This window comes from Nannocystis bainbridge (assembly GCF_028368995.1).
GTDB lineage: Bacteria > Myxococcota_A > Polyangia > Nannocystales > Nannocystaceae > Nannocystis > Nannocystis bainbridge.
In genome coordinates this window covers 395,694-420,641 of the sequence record NZ_JAQNDL010000004.1, presented here as the reverse complement: position 1 = coordinate 420,641, position 24,948 = coordinate 395,694, and the positions used below count along the sequence as shown (strand labels likewise).

Below are 24,948 nucleotides of genomic sequence, written 5' to 3'. Positions count from 1 at the left end.
ATGCGCGAACGGAGCAGACTCTCTCTCGCGTCGAGGGTTCCCCGCGCTACGACCGGTTGCCCAGCGAGAAGCGAGGTATTGCATGAGTTGGAAGGAATTCCAGAAGACCGGCACGATCGGCCAAGAGGACAAGCAGGTCCTCTCGCTGCTCATCGTCGACGACGAGCGGGGCATCCTCAACACGCTGGAGGAGAGCTTCCGCGACATGTTCAAGGTCTACACCGCCAACTCGGGCACCGAGGCGCTGCAGATCTTCCGGGCCAGCGACATTCAGCTGGTTCTCAGCGACCAGCGCATGCCGGAGATGACGGGTGTCGAGCTGTTCGGCAAGCTCAAGGAGATCAACCCGACGCCGGTGCGCATCCTGATCACCGGCTACTCCGACATCAACGTGGTAATTCGCGGCCTCAACGAGGGTTTGATGTGGCAGTACGTCACGAAGCCCTGGGACACCGAGGATCTCAAGGCGCTGCTGCGGAGGGCTGCGAAGCACTACCTCAAGGAGACGCAGCAGGACGCGCCGCCGCCGATCCGCGGGCTGAGCTTCTGACCGCGCCGAACGGGCCTTGCGGCCACGTGCGGCGCGCCGCTCGGGCCGTTTGGACGGCTGTCCGGATCGTGCAAAAAGTGATAGATTGTCGCCCCGCGCCACGGCTACCATGACCTGGCACCGACTGCACGGATCACGAAGGAACTCGAAATGAATCTCAAAGTCGTAAACCAACTGCTCGCTGAGGTGGAAGACGGTCTGATGGGTGGCCTGGCCGCCTCCGACGTCTTCAGCAAAACGTCCGGCATGTCGGTCGCCGGCGTTCGCAGCAGCCCCAAGGCGTGCGCGCTCTTCAACATCCTTTGTGAGCGCATCATGGAGACGATCAAGAAGTCGGGTCTGCCCGTCCCCGACTATCTGAACGAGACCATGCTCCGCCTCGGCGACGAGGGCATCGTCATGATCGTGGTGGTCGACCTCACCGACAAGTATCGCTGGGGTATGGCCGTCGACTGCAGCAAGGCGCAGCTCGGCATCCTCGTCAGCGTGGTGCTCCCGGACATCAAGCCGCGCCTGCGTGAAGCGTTGCGCTGATCTGGTTCGCAGCCGCCAGATCCGCGGAGCGCGGATGCGCCGTGACCGCCTTCGGTCGCGGCGCTTCGCATTTGGTCACCCCCTCTTTGCAAGCCCGAGTCGCAGGTCCACGCACAGCTGTCCCATGAGACAGCTGTGTGTCGTTCCGCGATGCGCGAACCCGTTGGCTTGACACAGGGAGAGCCGGCCTTGACCCTTGAACTCGATGGAAGCTCGCAAACCGCGACTGCTCACTGGTGATCGCCCCACGGGGCCGCTTCACCTCGGTCACCTCGTCGGCACCCTGCAGAGCCGGGTCAAACTGCAGGACAGCCACGAGTGCTTCATCATCGTCGCCGACCTGCACTCGCTCACGACCCGCTCGCGGCGCGACGAGATTGCCCGCCTGCCGAACCACGTGCGCGACGTGGTGCTCGACATGCTCAGCGTGGGCGTCGACCCCGGCCGCTCGACGATCTACCTCCAGTCGGGCGTACCGGCGGTCTACGACATCGCCATCCTGCTGCAGATGCTCACCCCGGTGGCGCGGCTGTCGGGCATGCAGTCGATCCAGGACATGGCCGTCAACGCCGGCCTCAAGGACGCTGACGTGCCGCTCGGCCTGCTCGGCTACCCGGTGCTCCAGGCCGCCGACATTCTCATGGCCAACGCCGAGCTCGTGCCGGTCGGCGCCGACAACGAGACCCACGTCACCCTCGCCCGCGACATCGCCCAGCACTTCAACGACGCCTACGGCCGCGTGTTTGCGGTCCCGCAGGCCACCATCTCGGCGACCCCGTCGCTGCCGGGCGTCAACACCGTCGCCGGCGGTGCCGAGCGCAAGATGTCGAAGTCGGCCGGCAACGCGATCTGGCTCAAGGACAGCCCCGAGGAGGTCGCTCGCAAGATCCGCACCCTGCCCGGCCCGGCCCCCGGCGAGTCGACCGACGCCCCGCTGTTCCTGTTCGCCGAGGCCTTCCTGCGCGACGCCGAGGAGCTGGCCAACCTCCGCGCCGAGTACGACCGCGGCGCCATCGGCTTCGCCGCCGTCCAGGACCGCGTCATCGAGGCGCTCGAGAAGACCCTGGTCCCGATCCGCGAGCGCCGGTCCGAGTTCGCGGCCGACAAGCACCGCACTGAAGAGATCATCGTCGACGGCACCATCACCGCCCGCAAGGTCGCCTACGAGACCCTCGGCAAGGTCCGCGACGCCATGGGCCTCGAGAACCTGTGGTCAGGCCTCGTGCACGCCACCCAGTCGCGCGCCGAGGAGCGCAAGAAGCCCTTCTACAGCCAGAAGGGCTGAGCCCCGCCGCCAGGCCGCCCAGCGACCGCTCCGGAGCCCCGGGGCGGTCGTTTCGCTTTCGGGCCGCGCACGTTCGAGTGAATCCCGTCGCGCCGCGGCATCACAGGTCGTGAAGAACAGGTCCGTTCGGACATGTCCATAAAAACATGTCTCAAGGACCATCTCGCAGGCCGAGCCGCCCGTGCCCGGCCGGACCGACCCACCGATACGTTATCCGCGCGGGTTCCCTCGCGGGCAAGCGGGCCGCCAGCGCCAGGCGGTGGCGCGGCGTCGGGTCCTCCAGGAAGAACTCCCAGCCCGCGCGCGGATCGCCGAGCGACGCGTCGATCGCCAGATCGATCGCCGCGCGCCCGCGCGACAGGTCGTACGCGAACGCGTCCAGCGGGATCGCCAGGCCCATCCCGCGCGCCTTGATGTACGCCTCCTTCAGCGTCCACAGGTCGAAGAACCGGGCCCGCCGCTGCTCGGTCTCCAGCGCCATCAGCCCCGCCACCTCGCTCGGCGCGAAGAAGTGGTCGGCCACCTCCTCCGGCCGCGCGCGTCGCTCGGCGTCCTCGACGTCGACCCCGATCTCGCCGACGCGGGTCACCGCCAGCGCCGCCAGCCCGTCGGTGTGCGACAGGTTGAACTCGAGCGCGCCGGCCAGGGCCAGCGCCGGCCTGCCGTACTCGTTGGCGACGAAGCGCAGCTCGGCTGCCGCGATCCCCGTGTAGCCGGCGAGGATCTGGCGCACCAGCACCCGCGCGACCGCGAACTGCCGGCGGTTGCGCTCGAACACGAAGCGATCCTGGCGGGCCTGCTCCTCCGGGTTCAGCAGCCCGCGCGCCGCCGCCAACCAGTCGGCGTCGACCTGCGTCTCGGCCGCGCACAGCCACACGTGGACCTCACCTGGCGCCAGGCTCTGCCGCTCCGTCACCGCTGCAAACGTCGCGCGCACCCCTGGCCCGCGTCAAGCCGCCGCGCAGTTGCGGCGCCTGGCGAACCGCGCCACGATGCGCCCGCGCATGCGCCCCGAACCGAAGCTCGGCGTCCTCCTCATCAACCTCGGCACGCCCGCCGCCCCGCGCGCCCCCGAGGTCCGCCGCTACCTGCGCGAGTTTCTGTCCGACCCGCGCGTCCTCGACATCGGCGCCGTCGGCCGCTGGCTGCTGCTCAACCTCGTCATCCTCCCCTTCCGTCCGGCGCGCTCCGCAGCCGCTTACCGCACCGTCTGGGGCCCCGACGGCTCGCCCCTGCTGCACCACTCGCGCCAGCTCACCGAGGCCCTGCGCGTCGCCATGCCCGACCTCGAGATCGAGCTCGCCATGCGCTACGGCGAGCCCTCGCTGCAGCGCGGCCTCGACGCCCTGAAGGCGCGCGGCTGCGACCGGATCGTCGCCGTCCCGCTCTACCCGCAATACGCCTCGAGCTCGACCGGATCGACCGTCGAGGCCCTCTACCGCGCCGCCGGCGAGCCGTGGAACACCCCGTTCCTCACCATCGTCCCGCCGTTCTACGACCACCCGGCCTTCATCGACGCGCTCGCCCGCGTCGGCGCGCCTGTGCTCGAGGACTTCCGCCCCGACCACGTCATGTTCAGCTTCCACGGCCTGCCCGAGCGCCAGGTCAAGAAGAGCGACCCCAGCGGCGCCCACTGCCTGGCCCGCCCCGACTGCTGCGACACCATCGGTCTCAACAACCGCAACTGCTACCGCGCCCACTGCGTCGCCACCGCCCGCGCCCTGCGCGACCGCCTAGGCCTCGCCCGCGAAGCGACCAGCATCGCCTTCCAGTCCCGCCTCGGCCGCACCCCGTGGATCCAGCCGTTCACCGACGTCGCGCTGGTCGAGCTGGCTCGCCGCGGCGTCCGCCGCCTGGCCGTGTTCTGCCCCGCCTTTGTCGCCGACTGCCTGGAGACGCTCGAGGAGATCGGGATCCGCGCCGCCGAGTCGTTCAAGGCCGCCGGCGGCGAGGACCTGCGCCTCGTCCCCTGCCTCAACGACCACCCGGTATGGGTCAACGCGCTCGCCACCCTCATCCGCGAGGCCGCCCCCCACCCGCGCGCCCTGCCGATCCTCACCGACCGGCCCCCGGCGACCCTCTCGGCCTGAACCTGTCCCTCCCGGCATGCCCGATCGGGCATGTCTGATTAAACATGTCCGCAGGCACATGCCCTCGCGGACATGTCCCTACGTCCCGCTCACAGCCCGAGCAGGTCGGCGTACGCGACTGGCACCACGTCGGCGTCCGCCAGCCCCAGCGCCGCCTGCAGCGCCGTCACCCGCGCGTGAGCCTCGGCGTCCGTCTCGCCGGGCAGCATCACCGCCTCGAACTCGACGAACGCCCCCAGCCCCTCGACCGCGTCGAGGTGGATCCGCACGTTGTGCCACATCCACAGCTCGCGCCGCTTCACCACCGCCCCGCGGATCCCGAGCGCCGCCGCCAGCCCCGCGATCAGGGCGGCAGGCTCGATCACCGGCACCACGTGGTAGCGGCTCTCCCGCGCCCCGCCGGTGTCCGAGCGCTCGTACGGGATCAGCTCCGCGTCCGACCTGTCCTCTGCGTCCTGTCCCTCGCGCCATGTCCGTTCGCGCAGCTTGAGGCGACCGGTGCGGGCGTGGAAGAACGTGTCGCGCTGGTGCTCGACGCGGACGAAGCGGGCCCCGTGGCGCTCGGCGGCAGCGCGGGCCGCCGCCAGGTCGGGGCAGCGGGCCTTGAGCTCGATGTTGCGGGCCGCGCTCACGCCGACACCGCCTCGCCCTGCGCGCTGCCGGCCAGCTGCAGCACGTGCACGAAGTGGCGCGGCTCGACCGCCTGCACGCTCAGCCGCTGACCCTTCTGCACCACCAGCATGTCCTTCAGCTTCTTGTCGGCCTTGAGCGCCTGCAGCGTCACCATCGCCGGCCACTTCTCGACGAACTCGACGTCGACGAGGATCCACCGCGGCGCCTCGCGGGTCGCCTTGGGATCGTGGTACTCGCTCTTCTCGTCGAACTGGGTCGGATCGGGGTACGGCGCGCTGCACACGCGAGCGAGCCCGACCGCGCCGGCGGGCTCGACGCTCGAGTGGTAGAAGATCACCAGGTCGCCGATCTTCATGTCGTCGCGCATCGAGTTGCGGGCGGTGTAGTTGCGCACGCCCTCCCAGGCGGTCTTGCCGAGCCGCTGCAGATCGTCGATCGAGAACACGTCCGGCTCGCTCTTCATCAGCCAACAGCGGATCTTCGCGGACTTCTTCGTCATGCCGTCGCCGCATGGCTTCGCAGAGCGCGCGCCGGTTTGCAAGCGGGCCCGACGCAGGCCGACACGCGGCGATCCGACCCGCACCTCACGGCCTGTCTGCGTGACGCTGCGGCGAGCGCCGCGGCGTCCCCCCTTGGCAGCACCGCGGGCCTGTGCCAGCGTCCGAGGGCCGTGCCTCCCCCCCCGGCCCTCGTCCGTCTGCTCGGCGCTCCGCTGCTCGACTCGTCGTGGGTGCAGCGCCTCGGTCGGGTCAGCTTCCTCGGCACCCTCGACTGGCACCCGCGCAGCCACGACCCCGCGACCCGCCTCGACCACTCGCTCGGCGTCGCCACCCTCGGTCACCGCTTCGGCGCCGCGCTGGGCCTCGCCGAGGCCGATCTGCGCCACTTCGTCGCCGCCTGCCTGCTGCACGACATCGGCCACTTCCCGCTGTCGCACGCGGCCGAGCCGGGCTTCGAGCGGGCCCTCGGCGTCGCCCACCACGGCGTCAGCGAGTGGATCGTCCTCGGCAACGGCGCGATCCCGGAGGCCCTCTCGCTGCGCCCCGTGCTGCAGAGCGTCGACCTCGACCCCGAGCGCGTGTGGGCCATCATCGGCGGCCGCGGCGACGGCCTCGCGCTCGACCTCTCGGCCCTGCTGCTCGCCCCGATCAACCTCGACACCCTCGACGGCATCGTCCGCACCGCCCGCACCTTCGGCCGCGCCGGCGTGCGCCTGCCGCGGGCCGTGTTCGTCCGCCGCGGCCGCGAGCTGCTCATCGACCCCGACGCGCTCCCCGTCATCGACCGCTTCTGGAACCTCAAGGACCGGATCTACAGCGAGGTCATCAACCTGCCCTCCAACATCGTGTGCGAGGCCGAGCTGTCGCGCGCGGTCGCCGACGCGTTCGACCACCGGATCTTCGCCCGCTTCGCCGAGTTCGACGACGCCGCCCTGCGCGGCCTGGTCGAGACTCACGCGCGCCGCAGCGGCCTGTCCGAAGGGCAAGACGACCGCTTCCAGAGCACCCGCGTGCCCCCGCCCGGCGGCGACGACGTGGTCCCGCGCGTGCACAAGCGCTACTTCGTCGACGCCACCGTCGCCCCCGGTCCGCACGGCCTCGCTCGCCCGCAGTGGTCGCGCCGCTACCGTCACAGCCGTCAGCTCGCGTTCGTCAGCCCGCGCCACGCCGCGGCCCAGCTGACCCTGCCGATCACGCTCGACGACCATGTCCATGAGGACATGTCCCGATGGACAGTCATACCCGGCGCCGAGGGCCCGGAGATCTGACATGCGCGGACCGGTCGACTACGCGCCGCTGCTCGCCGAGCTCGGGTTGACCGCAGCCGACGCGTCCCACGTGCTCGCCGCCGCCGCCGGCTCGCACGCCCGCCTGGCCGAGCTGCGACGCGCCCTCGTCGGCGCCGTCCCGCCAGGCTGCGCCGCCTTCGCGCTCGGCTCGCTCGGCCGCCACGAGTCGAGCGCCCTCAGCGACCTCGACCTGGCCGTCGTCTACCGCCGCGGCGCCATCGCCCCCGTCGACGCCGACGGCGCGCGCGAGGCCCTGGCCGCCGCCCTGCGCGCCCGCGGCCTCGACGTCCCCGACAAGACCTTCCACAGCGCCGTCGTCCTCGACGACCTGCTCGGCGACATCGGCGGCCGCGACGACAGCAACGATCACCTGACCTACCGCGCCCTCCTGCTGACCGAGGGCGCCTGGCTGGCCAACGCCGGCGACGCCGCCGCCATCGTCGAGCAGGTGTTCGGCGCCTACACGGCCGGCGCCATCACCCGCGGCCGCTACCTCACCTCGCTGAGCAACGACCTCCACCGCTACTACCGCACGATCTGCGTCGACTACCGGTTCAAGGTCGAGAACGCCGGCAAGCACTGGGCCATCCGCTACTTCAAGCTCCGTCACTCGCGCAAGCTGTGGCACCTCGCCAACCTCGCCGTGTTCTGCCGCGCCGCGCTGCTGCCCGACGAGGCCCGCGACGGCTGGCTCGCCGAGCAGCTGCCCCGCCCGCCGCTGCTGCGGATCGCCGACGCCCTGCGCCCGCTGGACGGCCTCCCCCTGTGCGCCGGCCTCGTCACCGCCTACGACGCCTTCCTCGCCGCCCTCGCCGAGCCCGACACCCGCCGCGCCCTCGACCTCCTCGCCTACGACGTCCGGGACGCCTCCCCGGTGTACCGCCGCCTGCGCGCCGGCGCCGAGCGCTTCGACGAGGCCGCCACCGCCGTGGTCGGCCACCTGTGGCAGCGCTCCCCCGACCACCTGGTCCGCTACGGCCTGCTGTGAAGGACATGTCCGAACGCGCAGGTCCAAAAGCGCATGTCTGTTTGTACATGTCCATATGCGCATGTTCATACGAGCATGTGCGTTCGGACATCTCCTCGCGGCGCGACGAGCTACGGTCCCCGCCGACGGCCCGGGCCTCGTCGACCTCCGTCCCGCGAGCGGCTCGCTAGACGTGAACGTCCTGAAGCCCGACCCTTTTTTAACCATGTCCGAACCGACCTCCTCGTCCGCCCTCCCGCTCGTCGCCTTCGACCTGATCGGCGTGCTCGCCGAGCCGTCGTGGCGGGAGCTCGACGGCGCCCCCGACCGCGACCGCTGGCACCGCCTGCGGGTCGGCGCGATCGACGAAGACGACTTCTGGGACCCGGCGACCGCCGCCGCCTACCGCGCCTGCCTGCGCCTGCGGACAGACCGGCTCGCGCTCGTCTCGCGCCTGCGCGCGCGGGGCCACCGGATCGCCCTCGCCACCAACTTCGCCCGCGCCTGGCTGCCCCTCGTGCGTGACCAGATCGGCGACTCCGGCCTCGTCGATCACTGGCTCTGCAGCGGCGAACTCGGCGTCGCCAAGCCCGACCCGCGCTTCTGGGCGCACCTCCGCGGCCTCGCCTCGGACGTCGTCGTCATCGACGATCAGCGCGGCAACATCGACGCCGCCCGCGCGGCCGGCCTCATCGGCGTGTGGGCCCTGCCCGGCGCCGATCTCGAGGCCCGGCTCGACGCGGCCCTGCTCACGGCCGGGGCTTCCGGACCGCAGCCCTGACCGTTGACGTCCTCCGCGTCCCCGTCGATCCTCGCTCCATGCACCGATCGCCCGGCTGGCTTCACACCCTCCTCGGCCTCTCCATCGGCGCCCTGCTGAGCGTCACCTGCGGACCCCCGGGCCTCCCTGGAGGCGACTGCCGCTACGACCCCAACTGCCCCGGCGGCATCGGGGCCTTCTGCGACGACGACGACGAGTGCAGCTCCGGCCACTGCTGCGACAAGAAGGAGTGCGACGGCGGCATGTGCACCTTCGAGTGCGAGGCCGACGCCGAGTGCCCCGCCGGCCTGCTGTGCGAGCACAAGCGCTGCTTCTACGCCTGCAGCACCGCCGCCGACTGCGCCGCCGGCCAGAAGTGCAAGCACCGCGTGTGCGAGTGGGACTAGCCGCGAGGGACATGTCCCGAGTGCCAGCCGCTCGCTAGCGCCAGAGATCGGTCAACCAGTCTGACCGACAGGACATGTCCCGAGTGCCAGCCATTCGCGCCGGACGAGTGGGGTCTAGACCGCGAGCGACATGTCCCGAGCGTTCATCGCTGCTGACCGTTCGGACATGCCCAGCGGATCGAGGCGTGCTCAAGACGGAGCGAGGACCTCACGCGCTCGCGCCAACCATTTCGTCAGCGACACGGCATCGGCGGGAATCCTGCCGAGGTCCGCCTTCTGAACAAAGTCGACCAGCGCAGGGGTCTTCTTGAGCGGGATCTGGAACCGCTGAAATCCCGTCTCAAGTCCCTCTCGACCCATCTCTTCGGTCCGTCGCTCGCCGCCGATAGCGAGGACCCAAGCCTCGAGCATGCGCACGGCGCTCCCACCAATCACGGCTGGACCCTGCGGAAACTCTTCGCGCGCGCGCGCGAGCCCGACGTCGATCGAGGCGATTCGGCGGCGGTGCTGCGCTCCGTCGCCGTCGCAGTCGCGCGCGAAGGCGACGATGTCGGCGCCGCGCTCTCGCGCCTTCAAGACCAGACCGAGCACGTTGCGCTCCTCGGCGTCCGCGTGACCTCCGGCGCGATACTTCCGGATCGAGCTCCAAACTACGGCGTCGATGACGATCCATCCGTCAGGACGGACGTGCCGCAACAGCGCCTCGAGCACCCCCGGAACCGGTGTTTCTGCGCGATACGGGGGCAGGTTGCACCAGCCGCCGAGCTCGTTCGGCCCTTCCCCGCCGAGGACGACGCGCTTCATGTCACGACCTGCGCGGTGAGCAGCGGCCCCTCGTCGTCGCCGTTCGCGTAGCTCAGCCACAGCTCTCCGAGGGCGTAGACCTTCGAGCGCTCGATGAAGTTCGGGGTCGAGTCGAGGCGACGGACCATCGTGCCCTTGTCTCGATCGCGCGTGACCACGCTGACCTCGTCGCCCTGCATCTCGTTGATCACGAGCGGACTATGGGTCGTCAGCACCACCTGCGTCGTACTCGAGATCTCCCGCAGGATCCGCATGACGTCGGCGATTCGCGCCGGGTGCAGCCCATTCTCGGGCTCCTCGATCAGCAACAGCGCGACCGGATCGAGGTGCTGCAACGCCGCGAAGGCGAGATAGAACAGGAGCCCCTCGCTGAGGAATGCCGCGGGCACTCGCTCCCCCGAAACAAGCTCCACCTCCAGCGCCTTAGTGCTCTTCGACATCACCTTGAGGCGGACTGCCTTGATCGTCGGAAACAAACGACGAACGCCCTCGACCATGCGCAAGAATGCATCATCCCCGCGATTGAGGATTGCGTCGTAAATGGCCGGCAGCCCCCGCCCGTACTCGTCGATGAGCTCGTTTCCACCGCCCTCAGGGATGAGCTCGCTCGGCTCACGCAGCGAGCTCGGGTTTAGGTGCACGAGCCGAGCGCCCGAGTCGAGCAGCGGCAAAATCTCCGGAGGCCACGTTAGCGTTGAACCTCGTTTGGTCGACCGCGGCCCGATCCAGCTTCGCTGAGACGCCAGCAACGGCTTCGACCCACCGGACTCCGCGAAGTTACCCTCATCGAGGATCTTCAAGTTGAAATGGCTCTTTGCACGATCTGGCCCGAAGGCGAGCTGCATGGCCGTCCCGCTACAGAGTGGTCCCGGATCAAAGGGCTGAATTTCGTCATTCGGCGCGCGAATAAATGACCTTCGAACCAGGTGCATCGCCGTCCGCAGCGCGCGCAGCAGCGTGCTCTTGCCGCTATCGTTCGGCCCGATGAACGCGTGCAGCGGCGTCAACGCTGCGTTCACGTCCTTGAGGCACCCGAACTTCTGCACCGAGACGGAGCGAATGAACCATGCGGGCGAGGACATTCGGGGAGAAATCTACTCCAGCCCCACGCCTCCGTCACTCGACCTCGCACCGGGCGTACGGCCGCTCGCGCGCCTGGAAGACATCGACCACACGCGCAGTCAGCGCATAATGTCTGTCTCTCGAGACATGTTCTCTCGTTCATGCGCGTCGGGGTGCCGCGCCCGCGATCAGTTCACGGCTCGCCGTGGTCGCAGCGCGCGTGCTTCGGCGGCGCCGCCGTGCTCGTCTGGCCCTCCGCTGCCAGCCAGTACAGCGGCTGCGGCACCGACCCCAGCCCGCCGAGCTCGCGCATCGTCGTCGCCTCGAACACCCGCCCGCCGACGACCACGTGCGTCACCGAGTCCGTGTTGCGGATCTCCGCCAGTGGGTCCTTCGCCAGCACCACCAGGTCGGCCAGCTTGCCGGGCTCGATCGAGCCCAGGTCCGCGTCGAGGCCGAGGTAGCGCGCGCCGCTCAGAGTGCCCGCGCGCAGCGCCTCGTGCGGCGTCATCCCGCCCTGCGCCAGCATCCACAGCTCCCAGTGGGCCGCCAGGCCCTCGCGTTGGCCGTGCGCGCCGAGGTTCACGCCCACGCCGGCGTCGAGCAGCTTCTTGGCCGTCCGCGCCGCGCTGAAGTGGTTCCAGTCGCCCTCCGACGCCGTCACGCGCCGGTACGCCGTCCCCCCGAACGCGTGCTGCGGCACGAAGCGGGTCAGCGCCGCGTTCTTCCACACGTCGGTGGTCGCGTACCAGTAGTTCTCGCCGCCGAGCCCGCCGTACGCCACCCCGAGCGTCGGCGTGTAGCCGACCTTGGTGCCGCCCCACAGCTGCAGCGCATCCGCGTAGAGCGTCGCCACCGGCACCGCGTGTTCGACCCCCGTGTGGCCGTCGGCCACCATCGTCATGTTGTGGTGGTAGAGCGCCCCGCCCTCGGGCACCACCATCATCTCGAGCTCGCGCGCCGCCGCCAGCACTTGCTGCCGCTGCTCGCGGCGCGGCTGGTTGTAGCTCTTGACCGAGAACGCCCCGACCGCCTTCATCCGCCGCAGGTGCGAGCGGGCGTCGTCGAGCGAGTCGATCTGGGCCTTGAACGGCGCCAGCGCCCCGTACAGGATCGTCCCGGTCGAGAACAGCCGCGGCGCCACGATCAGCCCCGCCTTTTGCAGCTCGCTGGCCGCGAAGATCGTCGCCGTGTCGTTGCTCGGGTCGTGCAGCGTCGTCACCCCGAACGCCAGCGCCGACAGGTGGTGCCAGTTCTGCTCCGGCACGATGCCCTGCTCGCCCGCCGACCCGTGCGCGTGCACGTCGACCAGCCCCGGCATCACCGTCGCGCCCTTGAGGTCGATGGTGCGCGCGCCGGCCGGGATCGCCACCTGTCCCTGGGGACCGACGGCCACGATCCGGTCGTCCTGGATCACGATCGTCGCCGGCGCGATCACCTCGTCGCCCTTCATCGTGATCGCCTTGACGCCGACCAGCGCCACCGCGCCTCTGGGCCGCGCCGTCGCCTGCGTGAACCCGATCTCGAGCCCTGGCGCGTCGGCCAGCGGCCCCTCGGGCAGCTTGCCGTCGGCGCGCACGAACGCAAACACCTCGTCGAGCGCGCGCGTGTAGAGCTGCGGCCCGAGCGACCAGTGCAGGCGCTTGCTGTCGCCCGACCAGTGCAGCTCGTTGCCCGCGTCCTTCGACACCTTGTACGACGGCACCGCGTCCATCTTGGGCGCCAGCTCGACCGCCCGCCCGGTGGCCGGGAACGGCGCCACGTGGGCCTGGAAGCCCTCCTGCCAGGCCACCCACTGCCCGTCGGGCGACACCTCGAAGCCCGTCGCCAGCTCGCTGCTCGCGTGGTGATGCGGCTCGCTGCCGTCGAGCGCCACGCTCCACAGCTGCACCTTGTCGTCCTGCTCGAGCGCATAGAACACGCGGTCGTTGGCCGCGCCGAAGTGCGGCTGCTCGCCCTCGCGGACGATCCGCTTCGGCGCCCCGCCGCGCAGCGGCACCGCGTAGAGCCCCAGCTCCTGCGACCACGCCGGCGAGCGCGTCCACCCGCCCGCGACCTTGCGATAGACCACCGTCTGCCCGTCGGGCGACACCGCCGGCTCGATATAGTGCCCCGGCTCGCTCGTCAGCACCCGCCCCTTGCCGCCCTTGGCCGGCATCACCCGCACGCTGCCGAAGCCCTGGTCGTCCCACGTCGCGTAGACGATCGACTTGCCGTCGCGCGTGAACGTCGGATACAGCTCGACGTGCTCGTCCTGCGCGGTCAGCCGCTTCGGCTGTCCGTTCGGCAATGTCCTTACGTACAGCTTGCCCAGCGCCTGATAGACCACCGACTTGCCGTCGGGGCTGACCGTCGGCCAGCGCAGCATCTTCACCGCGAACTCCGGCGGCGCCACCTTGACCGGGTAGCGGATCGCCGGCGCGACCTTGCGGGTCGACTTCACGTGGAACGCGATGTCGCTGACCTTGCCGCTGGCGACCTCGACGCGGTGCAGCTTGCCCGCGCTCCAGTACACGATCGCGCGATCGTCGGGCGTGAACGCGATCGCCGGGTAGACCCCGTGGATCGCCCACGTCTCCTGGTTGTCGCGCTCGAGCCCGCGGATCACCAGCCGCTCCTGCCCGCTCTTCACGTCGCGCACGTACAGCGCCGTCGAGCCCGGGTGCTGCGGCGTCGCCCCGACGCGGCGGATGAACGCCAGCGACTTGCCGTCGTGCGACGGCGTCGGCCGGGCCGCGCCACCTGTCCCTCCGACCAGGTCCTCGATGCGCCCGGTGGCCCGCTCGAGCCGGCGGATCGTGTAGATGCCGGCGTACGGGTCCTTGTTGTACTCGAAGTGCGACCCCGGCGTGGTGTCCTGGCTGAAGTACACGTACTTGCCGTCGGGCGAGAACGCGGGCTCGTTCACGTCCTTCTGATCGTTCGGCTTCTCCGTCATCGCCACGCCCTTGCCGCCCGACACGTGGTACAGCCAGATCTCGCCGGAGCCGAGGCTGCGGTGCTTGGTGAAGTGCTTGCGCGCCGCGATGAAGTTGCCGTCGGGCGACCAGACCGGCCCGTTGACCAGCCGGAAGTCCTCCTTCGTCACCTGCCGCGCCTCGCCGCCCGCGCGCGGGATGACCCACACGTTGTCACCGCCGCCGCGATCGCTGGTGAACGCGATCCACTTGCCGTCGGGGCTGTAGCGCGGCTGCATGTCCCACGCCATGCCCGTCGTCAGCGCCCGCGCCTCGCCGCCCGCGAGCGGCAGCGCGTAGAGGTCACCCAGCAGGTCGAACACGATCTCGGTCCCGTCGGGGCTGACGTCGAGGCTCATCCACGTGCCCTCGGTGACGTCGATCGCGACCTCGGTCTCGTCACCCGGCGGATCGTTCACGTCCCACTTGGCCTGCTCGTCCTTGCCGGCTTCGCCGGGCTTGCCCGCGACCGGGGGCGCCGCCGGCGGCGCGCCCGGCTGATGCGCCAGCGGCGGCGTGGGAGCCGCCGAGCGAGGCGTGCAGCCCGAGGCCGCGAGCGAGGCCACCAGGGCCGGAGAGAGGGCAGTTGCGAGGAGCCGAACGACGCGCGAGCGGGGCATGCGAGAGGGCGCGAAGGATACCTCGCGCCTTCCCGCGCGTCACGCCCGTCGCAGCCGATGGCCCCGTGACGTCGCGGCGCCGTCGCTCCCCGGGCCCGCGGCCCCGCAGCGGTTCAGGGCTCCCGCCGGCCCGAGGAGCCCGAAGCAGCGGCGCCCTCGCCACCTGTCCCCGGAGACATGTTCGTGTCCTCGGTCTCTGCGCCCATCGTGCCCTCCGCGGCCCCGCGGACCACCCCTGGATCTGTCCCGCGCGGCAGGTCGGGCTCGGGCGCGTCCTTCTTCCCGCGGGACGCCTCACTCGCGGGCGCAGCCTCTGCCCCGGACCCCGCCGATCCACCTGTCCCTCGAGACATCTCACTCGCGGCCTCGGCCGCGCGCCCCGTCGAAGCACCTGTCCCTCGCGCCAGCTCGCAGTCGCCGCGGCCTCGCCGCTTGCGCCGGCTCCGCCCCTCGCCGGCGGACGCATCACCTGTCTCTTGGGACATTCTCCACATCACCGGCGGCCCGGCGGTGTGCGCCGGCGGCCCGCCCTCGGCGCGGCCGGCCAGCTCCTCGTCGAGCGTCCACAGCCCGACCCGCCACGGCTGCGCCACCCCGGCCGCCAGCCGGCGCATGAACGCCACGCGCTCCAGCGGCGTCGCCCCGAAGCGACGCAGGTGGTCCGACTCGACCTGGCAATCGATCATCGAGAATTCCCACCGCCGCAGCTGCTCGGCCAGGGCCACGAACGCGATCTTCGAGGCATCGTCGGCGCGGGCGAACATGCTCTCGCCGCAGAACACCGACCCCAGCGCCAGCCCGTACAGCCCGCCGACCAGCTCCTCGCCGTCCCACGCCTCGACGCTGTGGGCCAATCCGCGGCGGTGAAGATCGGTGAACGCCGCCCGGATCGCCGGCGTGATCCACGTGCGGTCCTGGCCCGGCCGCGGCGTCTCGGCGCACGCGGCGATGACTGCCTCGAAGGCCAGGTCGAGGGTGATGCGGTAAGGCCGGCGACGGATCGCCTTGGCCAGCGAGCGCGGCACCGCGATCGCCCCCGGTTCCAGCACCGCCCGCGGCGCCGGCGACCACCACAGCAGCGGCTCGTCCTCGCTGTTCCACGGGAAGATCCCGTGCGCGTACGCCAGCAGCACCCGCTCGGGCCGCAAGTCGCCGCCGAGCGCCAGCAGCCCGTCCGGCTCGGCCTGCCCCGGGTCCGGGAACACCAGCTCGTCCGTCAGCGCGAACACCGGCATGGCCATGGCCTACCACGAGCGCCGGCCCGCCGCGTATCCTGTCCGGCGATGAAGGTCGTCTTCTGCCACGGTCTCGAGGGCAGCCCGCAGGGCCGCAAGGCGCAGGCGCTGCGGGCCGCCGGTCTCGACCTCGTGGCCCCCGACTTCACCGGCATGAACCTCGCCGCGCGCGTCGCCGCGCTGCTGCCCGAGCTCGCCGCCCACGACGGCTGCGTCCTGGTCGGCTCGAGCTACGGCGGCCTCACCGCCCTGTGCGGCGCGATCCTCCACCATCGCGCCGGCGGTCGCGTGCACGGCCTCGTGCTCGCCGCCCCGGCCCTGATCGTGCACGAGCCGCCGGCCGACGCCCTCGACCTCGCGCCGCCCTGCCCGACGATCGCCATCCACGGCCGCGACGACGAGCTCATCCCCGTCGCCGCCGTCGAGGCCTGGGCGGCCGCCCACCCCGCCGTCCGCCTCGAGGTCGTCGACGACGCCCACGTGCTCGCCCGCTCGCTGGACCGCATCGTCGCCGCCACCGCCGAGCTCGCGCGCGCCTGACCCGGCTGCGTCTTCGGACATGTCGCTCACGACATGTCCGATTTGCCATGTTCCATCGGACATGCTCGATCGAGCATGCCCGCCGTCTTCAATCGCCGGGGGAGATCCCGCGCTGTAGCAGCGCCGAGGCGCGCTCGACCGCCTCGTGGCCGCCGGCCAGCGTCAGCGTGTCGCCGACCTGCAGCCGCTCGTTGGCCTCGGGCAGCACCACGCCCGCGCCGGCGCGGTTGATCGACAGCACCGACGCGCCCGTGCGCGCGCGCAGGTTGAGCTCCGCCAGCGTCTGCCCGATCGCCGGGCTCGTGGCCGCCAGCGTCACCGGCGTCATGTCGGGGAAGCCGGGCAGCATCGGCGCCACCTCGACCAGCGACTGGTGGGCGGCCGGGCCGCTGCCCTGGCGGCCCTGGCGGGCCAGCACCTCGACGATCAGCTCGGTGCCCGCGCGCACGTGGCCATCGAGGTTGCCGATGCTGCGCCACACGTTGTAACCGAGCGCCGCGACCACCAGCACGAACACCGCGAAGCCCGAGCTGAGCGGCAGGAACGGCTGCAGCACCGCGACCAGCGGCAGCCCGATCACCAGCGACAGCGCCAGCTCGATCGCCACCGTGAACGCCCGCCGCGGCGCCGAGCCGAGGTCGAGCTTGCCGTCGTCGCGGGTCGGCAGGACCACCGTCGCCAGCGCGCGGGCCAGCGCCGCCGCCCGCCGCAGCACGCCGACGAACAGCACGCCCGCCAGCGTCAGCGTCGCGCCGACGTACAAGATCTCGATCACCGTCGGCGACAGCCGCGTCGCCTGGAACATCGCCTCGACCGCCTGCCAGTGGACCAGACTCGAGCCGGCGAGCAGCGCCACCAGCAGCGCCGCGTCGACGGTCAGCATCAACAGCGGCCCGCGCACCCGGCGACCGGCGGTCGCGCTGCGGGGCGCCGCGCGCAGCTGCTCGATCCACCCGTCGTAGAACGTCACGAACGTCTGCACGCGATCGGGCAGCCAGCGATCGATCGCCTCGGCTCCGCGCTCGGACCGGCGGACCATCACCGGCGTGGTGATCGAGGTGAGGATCGAGACCGCCACCATGATCGGCAGGATGTAGTCCGGGATCGCGCCGGTCTGCAGGCCGAGGCCGGCGATGATGAACGAGAACTCGCCGATCTGGGCCAGGCTCATGCCGGCGCGGACCGAGCGGCGCAGCCCGTTGCCGGCCAGGAACGACCCGAACGACACGCCGACGACCTTGCCGACCAGCACCACCGCCGTCAGCACCACCACCGGCAACCAGTGCTGGGCCACCAGCACCGGGTCGATCGTCATCCCGATGGAGATGAAGAACACCGCGGCGAACAGGTCGCGCAGCGGCTGGATCACGTGCTCGACCTTCGGCCCCTCGCCCGACTCCGACACCAGCATGCCGGCGAGGAACGCCCCGAGCGCGACCGAGTAGCCCGAGGCCGAGGCGAACGCCGCCATACCGAAGCACACCGCGATGCCCGCGATCAGCGTCGTCTCGGCGCGCCCGATCCGGACCACCCCGCGGATGAAGCGCGGCACCACCAGCAGGCCCGCCGCCAGCATCGCCAGCAGGAACGCCAGCAGCTTGCCCACGGTCAGCGCGAAGTCGATCGGCGACAGACCTGTCCCCGAGGCCAGGCCGGTGAGGATCGCCAGCAGCAGGATGGCGATCATGTCCTCGAACACCAGCACCGCGAACACGACCTCGACGAAGCCGCCGCGCAGCCGCTGCTCCTCGAACGCCTTGGCCACCAGCATCGTCGACGAGATGCCGAGGCACGCGCCGACGAACAGGCTCGCGGTCGAGCTCCAGCCGAACAGCCCCCCGATCATGTAGCCGAGCGAGATCATCAGCCCGACCTCGATCACCGCCGTCAGCGCCGCCGGCAGCCCGATCTTCACGATCTTCCGCAGGCTGAACTCGATGCCGATGGTGAACATCAGCAGGATCACGCCGAACTCGGACAGCGCGTGGGCCAGCTGCACGCTGCCCTCGCCGCCGATGATGATGCCCGGCACGTGCGGGCCGAGGATCATGCCCGCGACCAGGTAGCCGAGCACCGGCGGCTGACGCAGCCGCTGCGACAGCAAGCTGGTCACGGCCGCGGTCCCGAGGATCGCGCCGACCTCTTGCACGTAGTGAGCCGCGCTCGCGCTCGCACTCATGCGAGCCGCCACGATAACGCAGAACCGCGGGCGTCTGACCGGCGAACCGCCGCGCGACCGCGCCCCGTCACTCGGCGAGGCTCATCAGGCCCATCCCGGTCAGCCAGTGACCGCCGTCGATCACCAGCGTCGCGCCGGTCGTGTAGGCGCTGGCGGACGAGGCCAGGAACACCGCAGCGTCGGCGATCTCGCGCGGCTGGCCGAACCGCCGCAGCGGGATCGCCCGCTCCGCCCTGGCGCGCAGCTCGGGCGGCAACAGCCGGGTGATCCCCTCGGTGTTGTCGATCGGCCCCGGCGCGATCGCGTTGACGCGGATCCCCGCCGCGCCCCACTCGACCGCCAGCGTGCGCGTCAGCGCGTCGATCCCCGCCTTCGCGCTGGCCGCGTGGATCTGCAGCGGCGTGCCGCCGTAGTGCAGCGTCGCCGAGATGTTGAGGATCGTCCCGCCCGCCCGCGACAGCAGCGGCAGCGCGGCCTTGCAGGCGTTGAACGTGCCCTTGAGATCGATGTCGACCACGGTGCCGAAGCCGTTCGGCGACAGGCTCGCGGCCGGGCACAGGAAGTTGCCCGCGGCCGAATTGACCAGCACGTCGAGCCGGCCCCAGCGGGCCTCGATCGCCTGCATCACCGCCTCGACCTGCTCCGGCCTGCGCACGTCGGCCGCGACCGCCAGCGCCTCGCCGCCGGCCGCCGCGATCGCTTCGACCGTCGCCTCGAGCTTGGCCTGCGTCCGCCCGCACACCGCCACGCGGGCCCCGTGCTCCGCCAGCGTCACCGCGATCGCCGCCCCGATGCCCGAACCCCCGCCGGTGACGAGGGCGACCAGTCCCTGCAGCGCGTCCGCGCGAAAGATGCTCATGCCGCGACGATGCCCGGTTTCCCGCGTCCGCGGCAGCGCCGCCGCCGTGAGCCGGGCCACGGCCGGGTGCCCCCAAGGACATGCTCTCGCGGACATGCCCCTTCGGACATGCCCTTGTGGACATGCCCTCGCGGACACCCGCGCCCGCGGCTCAGGCGACCGCCATCTCGACCGCGCGCTTGATGTTGACGCTGACCAGCTTCGACACGCCGCGGGTCTCCATCGTCACCCCGTACAGGCGGTCGGCGATCTCCATCGTCCGCTTGTTGTGGGTGATGATGATGAACTGGGTGTTCTGCGCCATCTCCTGGACCATCGCGCCGAAGCGGCCGACGTTGGCCTCGTCGAGCGGCGCGTCGACCTCGTCGAGGAGGCAGAACGGGCTCGGCTTGATGAGGAAGATGGCGAAGATCAGGCTGACCGCGGTGAGCGCCTTCTCGCCGCCGGACAGCAGCTCGAGGTTGCGGACCTGCTTGCCGGGCGGCTGGGCCTGGATCTCGACGCCGGTGCCGAGCAGGTCGCTGGCGTCGGTCAGCCGGAGCAGCGCCTGGCCGCCGTTGAACAGGCGCGGGAACACCTGCTGGAACTTCTCGTTGATCTCGCGGAACGTCTCGAGGAAGCGCTCGCGCGTGGTCTTGTTGATCTTGTCGATCGCCTCTTGCAGCTGGGCGATCGCCGACTCGAGGTCGCGCTTCTGCGTCGAGAGGTAGTCGCAGCGGCCCGAGACCTCCTCGAACTCTTCGATCGCCGTCAGGTTGACCTCGCCCATGCGCGCCAGCACGCGCTTGAGCTCCTGCTGGCGCGCCGACGAGTCGGGCCCGGCCAGCGGGCGGTCGTGGAAGTCGCACAGCGACAGCTCGAGCTCGGCGTCGAAGCGCTCGCGGATGTCGGCGCTCAGGTGCTGCGCCTCCATGCGCTGCTCCTTGAGCACGCTCTCGACCTCGGCCAGGCGCTCGCGCTGCTCGTCGAGCCCGTTGCGCAGCTTGCGGACCGACAGGTCGAGCTCGTCGGTGGCCAGGCGGACCGCGTCGTGGGCCTCGCGCGCGGCCTGCAGCGTCGCGGTCGCCACGCGGTGCGCCTCGAGCTGCTGCTCGCGCTCGGCCTCGGCCGCCTGCAGCGCCTCCTCGAGCGCCGCGATCTTGGCCTCGCCCTCGATCTGGGTCTGCCCGAGCCGCTGCAGGCGCTCGTCCTCGGCCGCGACCTGGCGCGACAGCCGGCCCTCGGCCGCCGTCAGCGCCCCGAGCTGCTGCTGGAAGCGCGCCAGCGCCACCTTGGCCTCGGTCAACATCTCCGACACCTGCGCCTGCTGCTCGCGCAGCAGCTCGATGCGCGCCTCGGCGTCGACGATCGTCTGCTGCAGCCCCGGCAGCTCCTCGCGCACCTGCCCCAGCTCCTCGGTCAGGCGCGCCCGCTCCTCCTCGCGGCCGCCGAGCGACGCCTGCAGCTTGGCGCGCTCGCGCGTCAGCTGATCGATCCGCTGGCCCAGCTGCTGGATCTCCCGCTGCAGCCGGCTGACCTCCTGCACCCGCGCCAGCCGGACCTTCTCCGACTCGAGCAGCTCCGCCTCGCTCATCTCGCGCTCGGCCTCGAGCTGCGACTGGCGCTCGGCCAGCACCTGCACCTGCTCGTACGCCGCCGCGACCTCGACCTCGCGCGTGGCCGCCTGCTCGTGCAGCTCGCGGATCTCCCGCTTCTGCTGCAGCAGCGCCGAGTCGAGCCCCTGCGCCGAGCCGCCGATCACCACCCCCGAGGGCTCGACGCGGTCGCCGGCCAGGGTCACCAGCGGCGCGGTCGCCCCGGCCTGCCACAGCTCGAGCGCCTGGGGCAGGTCCTCGACCACCACCGTGTCGCCGAGCAGCGCGCGGGCCAGCGGCCGCAGCTCCCCCGGCACGTCGATCGCGTCGACCAGGCGGCCGACCACGCCTGGCCTCTGGAGCATGTCCTCGAGGCCAGGTCCGTAAGCACCTGGCGCATCGGACATGTCCTGGGAGCCATGCTCGGAGCGGCGCGGCCGGCACTCGCGCGGCAGGAACGAGGTCCGACCCTCTTGCTTGGCCTTGAGCAAAGCGACCGCGCTGGCGCTGGCGCGCACGCCGTCGACGACCACCCCTTGCAGGCGGTCGCCGAGCACCGCCGACAGCGCTGGCTCGAACTTGGCCGGCGCGGCCACGTGGTCGGCGAGGATGCCGAGGATCGCCCCGCCGGCCTCCGCCGCGATCGCCTCGCGGTTTTGGATCACCGTCTGCACCCCGCTGGCGCAGCCGCGGTAGCGCTTCTGGATCTCCTCGAGCGACTGCACCCGCGACTGGGTCCGCTGCAGCTGCGTGCGCACGCCGTCGTGGGTCTGCTCGGCCGACTTGATCTGGCCCTTGAGCGCCTGCTTCTCGCGGTCGCCGGCGCTGCGACGGTCGTTGAGGCCCGCGACCCGCTCGGCCGCGGCCTCGCGGGCGGACTCGGCGACCTCGAGATCCTCGCGGTCGCGCTCGAGCTGGATCACCAGCAATTCTGTCTCCTGGGCCAGGCCCGAGATCCGCTGCTCGAGGTCGGACAGGCCCTCGGCGCGGGCCTGCAGCTGAGCCGACGCGGTCGCCTCGCGCTGCTGCAGGCGCGCCAGCTGCGAGCGCCCGCGCTCGAACTCGGACACCTCGCCGCGCAGCCGCGCCGTCAGCCCGTCGTGCTCCTCCTGCAGGCGCGCCGCGACCTCGGCGTGGCCCTCGTCGGCGCCGGCGCGCAGATCCTCGAGCTGGGACGTGACCTGCTCGAGCTCCCCGCGCAGGGCCGTCAGCGAGCGCTCGGCCGCGGCCGCCTCGGCGCGGGCCTGTGTGACCGCCTGGCGGGCCCCCTCCTGCTCGCGGCGGCGGAACTGGCCCTCGCTCTCGGCCAGCTTGATGCGGTTGTCGAGGTCGAACACCGTCGTCTGGGCCGCGCGCAGCTCCTGCTCGCGCTGCAGCAGTTCGGTCCGCTGGGCCTCGCCGCGCGCGTCGGCGGCCGCCAGGTTGGCCCGCATGTCGTCGACCTGCACCCCGAGCTCGCCCTTGCGGACCTCGAGCACGCGCCGCGTCGCCTCGAGCTCGAGGAACCGATGGCTGGCGATCCACAGATCGAGGTCGCGCAGCTCGGACCGGTAGCGCTTGTAGCGCTCGGCCTTCTGCGCCTGCCGGCGCAGGTTGCCGACCCGCGCCTCGAGCTCGGTCAGCACGTCCGACACCCGCAGCAGGTTCTGCTGCGTCTGCTCGATCTTCTTCTCGGCGGCCTGCTTCTGGGCCTTGAAGCGGGTGATGCCGGCCGCCTCGTCGATGATGTAGCGGCGCTCCTCGGCCTTGGAGCTGACGATCCGGCCGACCTGGCCCTGCTCGATGATCGAGTAGCCGCGCGTGCCCGCGCCGGTGCCGGCCATCAGCTCCTGGATGTCGCGCAGGCGGCACTGCACCTTGTTGATGAGGTACTCGCTGGTGCCGTCGCGGTACAGCCGGCGGGTGACCGCGATCTCGGCGAAATTGAGGTAGGCCGCCGGGACCTGGCCGTTGTTCTGGAAGGTCAGCGTCACCTCGGCGGCGTTGCCGGGGCCGCGCGTCGAGCAGCCGGCGAAGATGACGTCGGCCATGCCCTGGCCGCGCAGGTGCTTGGCCCGCTGCTCGCCGAGGCACCAGCGCATCGCGTCGACGACGTTCGACTTGCCGCAGCCGTTGGGCCCGAGGATCGCGGTCACGTGGTCGTCGACGTGGATGACCTCGCGGTCGGCGAAGGACTTGAACCCGTTGACCTCGATCTTCTTGATTCGCATCGAACGGCGCGCGCAAAAAAACGCTGGCGTCCGCGAGATAGCACCACCCGCCGCCCCGGAAAAGCCCGCGGTGACGATCTCCCGGGGCCGGGGCCCGAATCGGATGTCGCGGGCTCACCCCGCCCCGCCGGCGCCCGCGCCCCGCGCCCCCGAGATCTCGCAGATCTCGCGGAGCTACGCCCGAACCCTTCAGGATCGGCGCCAGCTGTGCTACCGCTGCAGTGGCCGTCGCCGATGACCTCGACCGAGATCTACCTGCTCCTCGCCATCCTCGGCGTCCTCGTCGTCACCGGCGGCGTCGTCCTCGCGCGTCGCCGCGCCCTCCCGCCGGCCAAGACGCCGGCCGAGCTGACCGGCGAACCGCCCGCACGCGCCCTCGAGGGGGCGACCCGCCGCGCCCCCGAGGTCCCGGTCCGGCCGCTCACCGCCGAGGAGCTGGCCCGCGCCGCCGAACAGGAGCGCTACGTCGCCGGCCTCGCGCGCACCCGCGGCGGCTTCGTCGCCAAGCTCGCCCGCCTGTTCCGCGGCCGCCCGCGCGTCAGCGCCGAGCTGCGCGAAGAGGTCGAGAGCGTGCTGTTCACCGCCGACATCGGCGCCAAGGCGGCGCAGAAGCTGCTCGAGCAGGTCACCGACCTCCTCGACAAGAGCGACGTCGCCGACGCCGACAAGGTGTGGGCCGTCATCCGCACCGCCGCGCGCCAGATCTTGGCCGTCCCCGCCGACCCGCTCGACTACAGCCCGAACCCGCCGCCTTACGTGCTGCTGATGATCGGCGTCAACGGCGTCGGCAAGACGACCACGCTCGGCAAGCTGGCCGCCTTCCACAAGGCCGCGGGGCGCCGCGTGCTGCTGGTCGCCGGCGACACCTTCCGCGCCGCCGCCGGCGAGCAGCTCGAGATCTGGGCCCGCCGCGTCGGCTGCGAGATCCACCTCGGCAAGGAGGGCGCCGATCCTTCGAGCGTCATCCACGACGGCATCGCCCGCGGCGCCCGCGAGGGCTTCGACGTGGTCCTCTGCGACACCGCCGGCCGGCTCCACACCAAGAAGGAGCTGATGGACGAGCTGCAGAAGATCCGCCGCTCGTGCGCCAAGGCCCTCGCGCGCGCTCGCGGGGTCGTGGAGACCGAAGTCCGCGGCCCGCACGACACCTTCCTCGTGCTCGACGCCACCATCGGCCAGAACGCGCTCGCCCAGGCGGTCCTGTTCAAGGAGACGATGGACTTCACCGGCCTCGTGCTGACCAAACTCGACGGCACGGCCAAGGGCGGCGTGGTCCTCGGCGTGTGCGACGAGCTGCGGGTGCCGGTCCGCTTCATCGGCATCGGCGAGAAGGTCGACGACCTGCGGCCGTTCGACGCCGACGCGTTCGTCGAGGCCATGTTCGGCGACCCGGACGACGCCAGGGCGTGACTGGCACTTTCTACGCCATGGGGCCGTGTTTGAAATTGCGCCTTCGCACGGCCAGGCGGGTCGTGACGGGTCACCCAACCCCCGCCGCGGAGATCGTCTTCCACAACTTCGCCGGGCAGCCGGCGGGCGCGTGTCGGGGCGTCACCTGCGAATTTGGCAGCCTTGGGGCCTACGAGCCGCCCCGCGTGCCTTTGCTCCAAACAGCGCCCGCCATCAAACAGCGCTTGTCCTGTTGTGACCTAGTGGTTGGCTGTGATACCGTCCGACACCCCTAAACCGGTGTCTATCGCTTCGGTTGCCGGGTGCCCTCTGGGCCTGATGATTTTCTACCCCGGCTCTGCGATTCTGCTTCCAACGGCCTTCGGGCCTGCTGAGACCCGGCCTTCCCGGCCACTTGAGTTCCTGCCTCCTACGGCCCTGCAGGGCCTCTCCACAGGCCGCTGGGCCTGACCTCCGAGATACCCACGTGCCAGTCGACCTTGA

General features: G+C 71.3%; 19 protein-coding genes and 1 pseudogene. 10 read left to right on the top strand and 10 right to left on the bottom strand.

The window, feature by feature from the left end; all coding sequences use genetic code 11:
• The first annotated feature begins 82 nt into the window (after window positions 1–82).
• From POL25_RS39085 to trpS, 3 genes are all read left to right on the top strand, one after another.
• Window positions 83–550 carry a response regulator gene (locus tag POL25_RS39085; protein WP_272091497.1) on the top strand — a complete coding sequence of 156 codons (468 nt, stop codon included), beginning with the start codon at window positions 83–85 and terminating at the stop codon, window positions 548–550.
• Window positions 551–700: 150 nt separating this feature from the next.
• On the top strand, window positions 701–1,084 hold the full coding sequence (locus POL25_RS39080; RefSeq protein ID WP_267701612.1) for a hypothetical protein: 384 nt from the start codon (window positions 701–703) through the stop codon (window positions 1,082–1,084).
• A 205-nt stretch (window positions 1,085–1,289) separates the two neighbouring features.
• The gene (gene trpS, locus POL25_RS39075) at window positions 1,290–2,369 is read left to right on the top strand and encodes a tryptophan--tRNA ligase (protein ID WP_272091496.1); all 1,080 of its coding nucleotides are present in this window, start codon (window positions 1,290–1,292) and stop codon (window positions 2,367–2,369) included.
• A gap of 151 nt (window positions 2,370–2,520) precedes the next feature.
• Here the strand turns inward: trpS and POL25_RS39070 are convergent, their stop codons facing one another.
• Window positions 2,521–3,285, bottom strand: coding sequence for a 4'-phosphopantetheinyl transferase family protein (locus POL25_RS39070; protein ID WP_272091495.1), 765 nt, complete (start codon window positions 3,283–3,285; stop codon window positions 2,521–2,523).
• A gap of 88 nt (window positions 3,286–3,373) precedes the next feature.
• On the opposite strand from POL25_RS39070, the gene hemH reads away from it, so the two are divergent.
• Window positions 3,374–4,459 (top strand): ferrochelatase, encoded by a 1,086-nt coding sequence (hemH, locus tag POL25_RS39065; RefSeq protein ID WP_272091494.1) that lies wholly within the window; start codon window positions 3,374–3,376, stop codon window positions 4,457–4,459.
• An 89-nt stretch (window positions 4,460–4,548) separates the two neighbouring features.
• Here the strand turns inward: hemH and POL25_RS39060 are convergent, their stop codons facing one another.
• Together POL25_RS39060 and POL25_RS39055 are read right to left on the bottom strand one after the other, a co-directional pair.
• Window positions 4,549–5,091, bottom strand: a complete 543-nt coding sequence (locus POL25_RS39060; protein ID WP_272091493.1) for a class IV adenylate cyclase — start codon at window positions 5,089–5,091, stop codon at window positions 4,549–4,551.
• Entirely contained in the window at window positions 5,088–5,591 is a 504-nt protein-coding gene (locus POL25_RS39055) for an EVE domain-containing protein (RefSeq protein WP_272091492.1), read from the bottom strand. The genes POL25_RS39060 and POL25_RS39055 overlap by 4 nt, the downstream gene beginning before the upstream one ends.
• 171 nt (window positions 5,592–5,762) lie before the next feature.
• Between POL25_RS39055 and POL25_RS39050 the strand changes: the two genes are divergently transcribed.
• The 4 genes from POL25_RS39050 to POL25_RS39035 all read left to right on the top strand — a co-directional run bounded on the left by POL25_RS39050 (window position 5,763) and on the right by POL25_RS39035 (window position 9,015).
• Window positions 5,763–6,860 carry an HD domain-containing protein gene (locus tag POL25_RS39050; RefSeq protein ID WP_272091491.1) on the top strand — a complete coding sequence of 366 codons (1,098 nt, stop codon included), beginning with the start codon at window positions 5,763–5,765 and terminating at the stop codon, window positions 6,858–6,860.
• Window position 6,861: 1 nt separating this feature from the next.
• Window positions 6,862–7,869 carry a DUF294 nucleotidyltransferase-like domain-containing protein gene (locus tag POL25_RS39045; protein WP_272091490.1) on the top strand — a complete coding sequence of 336 codons (1,008 nt, stop codon included), beginning with the start codon at window positions 6,862–6,864 and terminating at the stop codon, window positions 7,867–7,869.
• Between the two features lie 205 nt (window positions 7,870–8,074).
• Window positions 8,075–8,629 (top strand): HAD family hydrolase, encoded by a 555-nt coding sequence (locus POL25_RS39040; RefSeq protein WP_272091489.1) that lies wholly within the window; start codon window positions 8,075–8,077, stop codon window positions 8,627–8,629.
• Between the two features lie 38 nt (window positions 8,630–8,667).
• Window positions 8,668–9,015 carry a hypothetical protein gene (locus tag POL25_RS39035; RefSeq protein ID WP_272091488.1) on the top strand — a complete coding sequence of 116 codons (348 nt, stop codon included), beginning with the start codon at window positions 8,668–8,670 and terminating at the stop codon, window positions 9,013–9,015.
• A gap of 189 nt (window positions 9,016–9,204) precedes the next feature.
• Here the strand turns inward: POL25_RS39035 and POL25_RS39030 are convergent, their stop codons facing one another.
• The 4 genes and pseudogenes from POL25_RS39030 to aat all read right to left on the bottom strand — a co-directional run.
• Complete coding sequence (locus POL25_RS39030; RefSeq protein ID WP_272091487.1) at window positions 9,205–9,819, bottom strand: hypothetical protein; 615 nt, start codon at window positions 9,817–9,819, stop codon at window positions 9,205–9,207.
• The gene (locus tag POL25_RS39025; protein WP_272091486.1) at window positions 9,816–10,901 is read right to left on the bottom strand and encodes an AAA family ATPase; all 1,086 of its coding nucleotides are present in this window, start codon (window positions 10,899–10,901) and stop codon (window positions 9,816–9,818) included. The genes POL25_RS39030 and POL25_RS39025 overlap by 4 nt, the downstream gene beginning before the upstream one ends.
• 173 nt (window positions 10,902–11,074) lie before the next feature.
• Complete coding sequence (locus POL25_RS39020) at window positions 11,075–14,458, bottom strand: amidohydrolase family protein (RefSeq protein WP_272091485.1); 3,384 nt, start codon at window positions 14,456–14,458, stop codon at window positions 11,075–11,077.
• Between the two features lie 554 nt (window positions 14,459–15,012).
• Window positions 15,013–15,693 (bottom strand): annotated as a pseudogene (gene aat / locus POL25_RS45110) (leucyl/phenylalanyl-tRNA--protein transferase); the annotation flags it as partial.
• A 48-nt stretch (window positions 15,694–15,741) separates the two neighbouring features.
• Here aat and POL25_RS39010 point away from each other — a divergent pair.
• Complete coding sequence (locus POL25_RS39010) at window positions 15,742–16,233, top strand: alpha/beta fold hydrolase (RefSeq protein WP_272091484.1); 492 nt, start codon at window positions 15,742–15,744, stop codon at window positions 16,231–16,233.
• 88 nt (window positions 16,234–16,321) lie between these two features.
• Here POL25_RS39010 and POL25_RS39005 read toward each other — a convergent pair whose 3' ends face one another.
• The 3 genes from POL25_RS39005 to smc all read right to left on the bottom strand — a co-directional run bounded on the left by POL25_RS39005 (window position 16,322) and on the right by smc (window position 23,055).
• Window positions 16,322–18,412 carry a monovalent cation:proton antiporter family protein gene (locus POL25_RS39005; protein WP_272091483.1) on the bottom strand — a complete coding sequence of 697 codons (2,091 nt, stop codon included), beginning with the start codon at window positions 18,410–18,412 and terminating at the stop codon, window positions 16,322–16,324.
• Between the two features lie 67 nt (window positions 18,413–18,479).
• On the bottom strand, window positions 18,480–19,271 hold the full coding sequence (locus POL25_RS39000; protein ID WP_272091482.1) for an SDR family oxidoreductase: 792 nt from the start codon (window positions 19,269–19,271) through the stop codon (window positions 18,480–18,482).
• A gap of 151 nt (window positions 19,272–19,422) precedes the next feature.
• The gene (gene smc / locus POL25_RS38995; RefSeq protein ID WP_272091481.1) at window positions 19,423–23,055 is read right to left on the bottom strand and encodes a chromosome segregation protein SMC; all 3,633 of its coding nucleotides are present in this window, start codon (window positions 23,053–23,055) and stop codon (window positions 19,423–19,425) included.
• A gap of 234 nt (window positions 23,056–23,289) precedes the next feature.
• On the opposite strand from smc, the gene ftsY reads away from it, so the two are divergent.
• Window positions 23,290–24,465: a signal recognition particle-docking protein FtsY gene (gene ftsY / locus POL25_RS38990; RefSeq protein WP_272091480.1), complete on the top strand. Its 1,176-nt coding sequence runs from the start codon at window positions 23,290–23,292 to the stop codon at window positions 24,463–24,465.
• Window positions 24,466–24,948 lie beyond the last annotated feature (483 nt).

What these genes read in the sequence shown, in the direction of transcription:
- POL25_RS39085 (WP_272091497.1), top strand. Translation starts at nt 83, where the DNA reads ATGAGTTGGAAGGAATTCCAGAAGACCGGCACGATCGGCCAAGAGGAC.
- POL25_RS39030 (WP_272091487.1), bottom strand. Translation starts at nt 9,819, where the DNA reads ATGAAGCGCGTCGTCCTCGGCGGGGAAGGGCCGAACGAGCTCGGCGGC.
- hemH (WP_272091494.1), top strand. Translation starts at nt 3,374, where the DNA reads ATGCGCCCCGAACCGAAGCTCGGCGTCCTCCTCATCAACCTCGGCACG.
- POL25_RS39035 (WP_272091488.1), top strand. Translation starts at nt 8,668, where the DNA reads ATGCACCGATCGCCCGGCTGGCTTCACACCCTCCTCGGCCTCTCCATC.
- POL25_RS39080 (WP_267701612.1), top strand. Translation starts at nt 701, where the DNA reads ATGAATCTCAAAGTCGTAAACCAACTGCTCGCTGAGGTGGAAGACGGT.
- smc (WP_272091481.1), bottom strand. Translation starts at nt 23,055, where the DNA reads ATGCGAATCAAGAAGATCGAGGTCAACGGGTTCAAGTCCTTCGCCGAC.
- POL25_RS39025 (WP_272091486.1), bottom strand. Translation starts at nt 10,901, where the DNA reads ATGTCCTCGCCCGCATGGTTCATTCGCTCCGTCTCGGTGCAGAAGTTC.
- POL25_RS39040 (WP_272091489.1), top strand. Translation starts at nt 8,075, where the DNA reads ATGTCCGAACCGACCTCCTCGTCCGCCCTCCCGCTCGTCGCCTTCGAC.
- POL25_RS39045 (WP_272091490.1), top strand. Translation starts at nt 6,862, where the DNA reads ATGCGCGGACCGGTCGACTACGCGCCGCTGCTCGCCGAGCTCGGGTTG.
- ftsY (WP_272091480.1), top strand. Translation starts at nt 23,290, where the DNA reads ATGACCTCGACCGAGATCTACCTGCTCCTCGCCATCCTCGGCGTCCTC.
- POL25_RS39000 (WP_272091482.1), bottom strand. Translation starts at nt 19,271, where the DNA reads ATGAGCATCTTTCGCGCGGACGCGCTGCAGGGACTGGTCGCCCTCGTC.
- POL25_RS39010 (WP_272091484.1), top strand. Translation starts at nt 15,742, where the DNA reads ATGAAGGTCGTCTTCTGCCACGGTCTCGAGGGCAGCCCGCAGGGCCGC.
- POL25_RS39005 (WP_272091483.1), bottom strand. Translation starts at nt 18,412, where the DNA reads ATGAGTGCGAGCGCGAGCGCGGCTCACTACGTGCAAGAGGTCGGCGCG.
- trpS (WP_272091496.1), top strand. Translation starts at nt 1,290, where the DNA reads ATGGAAGCTCGCAAACCGCGACTGCTCACTGGTGATCGCCCCACGGGG.
- POL25_RS39020 (WP_272091485.1), bottom strand. Translation starts at nt 14,458, where the DNA reads ATGCCCCGCTCGCGCGTCGTTCGGCTCCTCGCAACTGCCCTCTCTCCG.
- POL25_RS39055 (WP_272091492.1), bottom strand. Translation starts at nt 5,591, where the DNA reads ATGACGAAGAAGTCCGCGAAGATCCGCTGTTGGCTGATGAAGAGCGAG.